The following is a 3,245-nucleotide window of genomic DNA, read 5'->3' as shown; positions in this document are numbered from 1 at the left end:
TCTCTGTAGATTGTACACCGTGCTTCAGCAACCACTGTTTCCCCGGGCGTTGCGCGCAGTGGGGGTCTATCCCTGTTGACGGGCCGCAGCGCCTTGGCCATCGTCTCAGCGCTGAGCGGCCCTGCTGCTGTGGCCGAAGCCGCCGTGGTCGTTGAGAGTGATGCGGAGCCCTGATCTGCACCTGGGTACCCTCCCCTGAAAGGTGTGACACCGGGGCTGGCTTTCCTGCCGAGGAAGCCTGCTCCCTTCTCGTCGTCAACAGGTCGCTCACGATCAACAGGGAAACCAGGGATCGTAATAATACTCTGTTTATGATACTATACGATCCAGGCTATGGTACAGTGGGGACTTGCTGATGGGCGAGCGAATCGATTTGCCGGGCGTGTTCGCGTACTGATGCAGAACGAGTACTTGTGCGGTTCCCGCACTGACGCTGTTGTTCATGTAGCCCTAGACTGATACGCAGATGCAGCAGCGTCTGCGTATGGAGCTGGCTCACGCGCGATTGCGAGATGCCGAGAGTTCTACCGATCTCGCTCATGCTGAGTCCCTCGACGTAGTAGAGGGCGAGCAAGAGACGTTCCCGACGCGGGAGGCGCTCAATGGCCAAACTGAGTGCTTGCAGTAGCTCGCGCCGTTCGACTGCGCTGGCCGGCTCGGGGCTGCTGTGATCTTCCAGGGCGTCACCCAGTGAATAGTGTTCGCCATCGCTCTCGGGGGCGTAGAGGGGGCTATCCAGGGACAGGATGACCGTGCCCACTTCTTGCAGCATGCGACGATAGCGTCGCAGCGAGACGCCGAGGGCCGTGGCCATCTCCTCGTCGCGGGCTGGTCGCCCAAGTCGCCGCTCTAGCTCGGCCATTGTCTGTTCAACCTGTTTGATGCGCTGCAGTGCCGAGCGCGAAAACCAGTTGAGGGCACGGAGTTGGTCAATAACGGCTCCCCGAATGCGGGCGCTGGCAAAGGCTTCAAAGCTGATCCCGCGCGTAGGATCGTAGCGATCGATGGCGTTGATGAGACCAAGCATACCGTAACCGATGAGGTCCTCGGTGTCCAGCAGGCTACGCGTCGGGATGCCCAGGCGATCCACTGTGACTTTCACCAGGGGCACGTAGGCCTCGATCAGGAGGCGACGCAGTGCCTGGCTGTGTGTACGCATGAACTCGGCCCAGATCTTTTCCAGGTGCGCGGAACTGCTCATTAATGGGTCTCTCCTTGCCTGACTGAGGTCTCGCCCTGCTAACTTGCTCTCGTCTCCTTGCTCGGATTTGTCACTCTCATGCTCATCTGGCTAAACTACCCGCCTGGCTAACAAGCTCCCTCCTTCGCCGGCTGGCTACTCTGGAGCGGCGCAAGCTGGCCGGGATGAGTGGCTGCCTTCGGCTGCTCGCTTATGCGGTGGCTTCCACTGGTGACATGACCGGCTGATGATCGGCGGGAGGAGGCTGATCTCTTCTCTCTGAGCTGGCAGTGGCCTGGGCGCTTCGTGGCGCTGGTCCCTCGCTCCGGGGCTGGCTGGCGGTGCCAGGTGAACCTGCTGAGCTTGCCTGCTACCTTGTCTAGCTAGAGTGTACGGGAGCGCTTGCTGTTGAGCTACTGACAGAGGTCGCTTCCTTGTTGTGCCAAAGGTCCTGAAATTCTCTCGTATCAGTCAAAGGGCCAGGAAAGGTCTAATCACTGTCTGCTTCCTGCCGATAGAGATCTTCTATAGAAGCGATTCTGTCCAGTAGAACCCGGCAGCCGCTTGCTCGGGGGTATCTGGCGCGGGCCTGGCTGCGGGGGCTGGAGGCTCTCCTTTTTTGGTTGGCCTGGCTGACCTGACACACTGGCGGTTGGAGCGGCTCGGGCCAGATCAACATTGGCTGACGAGCCGGAGGGGAGGAGGTCGGCCAGGGTTGTGCCGCTGCCGACCCTCGTGGAGAGTTTGGTGCAAGATCGCGGCTGCCGGGAGCAAACAACAGCACAGAGAGACAAAAACCGCCAAGCAGACAGAGCCGACGGCGGCTTTTTCTCTACAGAAGGAAGCCAAGAAAAGAGAGGGAACAGAGCACAATGGATAGACGAGACGATCAGTCTGAGCATCAGCAAACATGGAAGGCAGAGTCCAATCCATCACTTTCTCCGCTGGAGCAGCTCCATCTACCTTTAGAGGACGGCGAGCAGGTGCTACTAGAAGGCGAAACCTTCAATTCGCTGCGTGAGGCTGGCTTGCGTCATGAGGAGATTCAGCGCCTGCTGCTGCTGCGCCGCCGGGTCCGGAGGAGCGGTGAGATCCCTCCTTATCTCAGCGGTGATCCCCGCCTACAGTTTGCTCGTTGGCTCTATGAGCATGGGGCCATCAGCGAATTTTCCGATGCGGAGGAAGAAGCCTCTTAACCCCCTTGTCAGCCGCCCGGGGGGTGTGATATACTATGCGCCGGAGAGATGTCAGAGTGGTTGATTGAGCCGCTCTCGAAAAGCGGTAGGGTCCGAAAGACCCTCGTGGGTTCGAATCCCACTCTCTCCGCCGCAAGCAGTGACTCGCTGGCGCTCATGGTTGCGAGGCGGGTCACTCCCATGTTAGTCTCTCTGATGGCGCTGCTCTGGCTGGTGGTAGAGGAGTGGCCTGAGTGGCTCCCTGGAGCTAGCATGGTTGTTGCTCTAATACGGAGGAGTCTCATAGTGGCCTAGTGAGCACGACTGGAAATCGTGTGGGGTTAACAGCCCCCGTGGGTTCGAATCCCACCTCCTCCGCCTCGATCCTTTGAGAAAGTGATCAGGTGTCTGTGGGATGAATGGAATCACCATTCATCCTGCTTTTTTTTGGGTCAGCGCATCCCCACTATGGCGGCCTCCCGATGATCGATCCTGCCCAGCTAGCCATTTACCTCTTCCCCGGCTGTCCCTGAGCGTTTATGGCCGAGGGATCTATCTCCGTCCGTCTGCAAGGGTGGCATCGTTGCGGTAGGTTGCTCTGTCCAGCAGTGAGCGCGATGCTGAGAGGTGGGGAGGCCTCAGGCGTCACTGGGGCTAGAGTCCCGGGAGGCGTGGGGATGACTATCGGAGCCGGTGGTGTCGCTGAGGGGATTGGCGATGGTCCGAGAGTCGGTGTAGGGAGCGGTATCGGTGTAGGGGGTGGTGTAGACGTTGGTATAGGAGTTGGTGTGAGCATTGGTGTGGGCGTTGGTGTAGGCGTTGATGTGGGCGTTGGTGTAGGCGTTGGTGTAGGCGTTGGTGTGGGCGTTGATGTGGGCGTTGGTGTAGGC

The 3,245-nt window shown here is 59.5% G+C and carries 2 protein-coding genes, 2 tRNA genes and 1 pseudogene; 3 read left to right on the top strand and 2 right to left on the bottom strand.

The annotated features are described in order from the left end of the window. Positions 1–331 precede the first annotated feature (331 nt). Positions 332–1,201, bottom strand: coding sequence for a FliA/WhiG family RNA polymerase sigma factor (locus tag IRZ31_RS20805; protein WP_297157530.1), 870 nt, complete (start codon positions 1,199–1,201; stop codon positions 332–334). Between the two features lie 851 nt (positions 1,202–2,052). Here IRZ31_RS20805 and IRZ31_RS20800 point away from each other — a divergent pair. The 3 genes from IRZ31_RS20800 (at position 2,053) to IRZ31_RS20790 (ending at position 2,733) form a co-directional block, all read left to right on the top strand. Further along, positions 2,053–2,376: a hypothetical protein gene (locus tag IRZ31_RS20800; protein ID WP_297157528.1), complete on the top strand. Its 324-nt coding sequence runs from the start codon at positions 2,053–2,055 to the stop codon at positions 2,374–2,376. A gap of 42 nt (positions 2,377–2,418) precedes the next feature. Next, positions 2,419–2,506 (top strand) — tRNA-Ser (locus tag IRZ31_RS20795). 141 nt (positions 2,507–2,647) lie between these two features. Further along, positions 2,648–2,733, top strand: a tRNA-Ser gene (locus IRZ31_RS20790). A gap of 260 nt (positions 2,734–2,993) precedes the next feature. Here the strand turns inward: IRZ31_RS20790 and IRZ31_RS20785 are convergent. Further along, positions 2,994–3,245: pseudogene (locus IRZ31_RS20785) on the bottom strand (hypothetical protein); the annotation flags it as partial.

The sequence above is a fragment of the Thermogemmatispora sp. genome (assembly GCF_019683635.1).
In the GTDB taxonomy this organism is placed as follows: domain Bacteria; phylum Chloroflexota; class Ktedonobacteria; order Ktedonobacterales; family Ktedonobacteraceae; genus Thermogemmatispora.
Note: the sequence above shows the minus strand (reverse complement) of the source record. Positions and strands in the feature narration are given on the sequence as shown.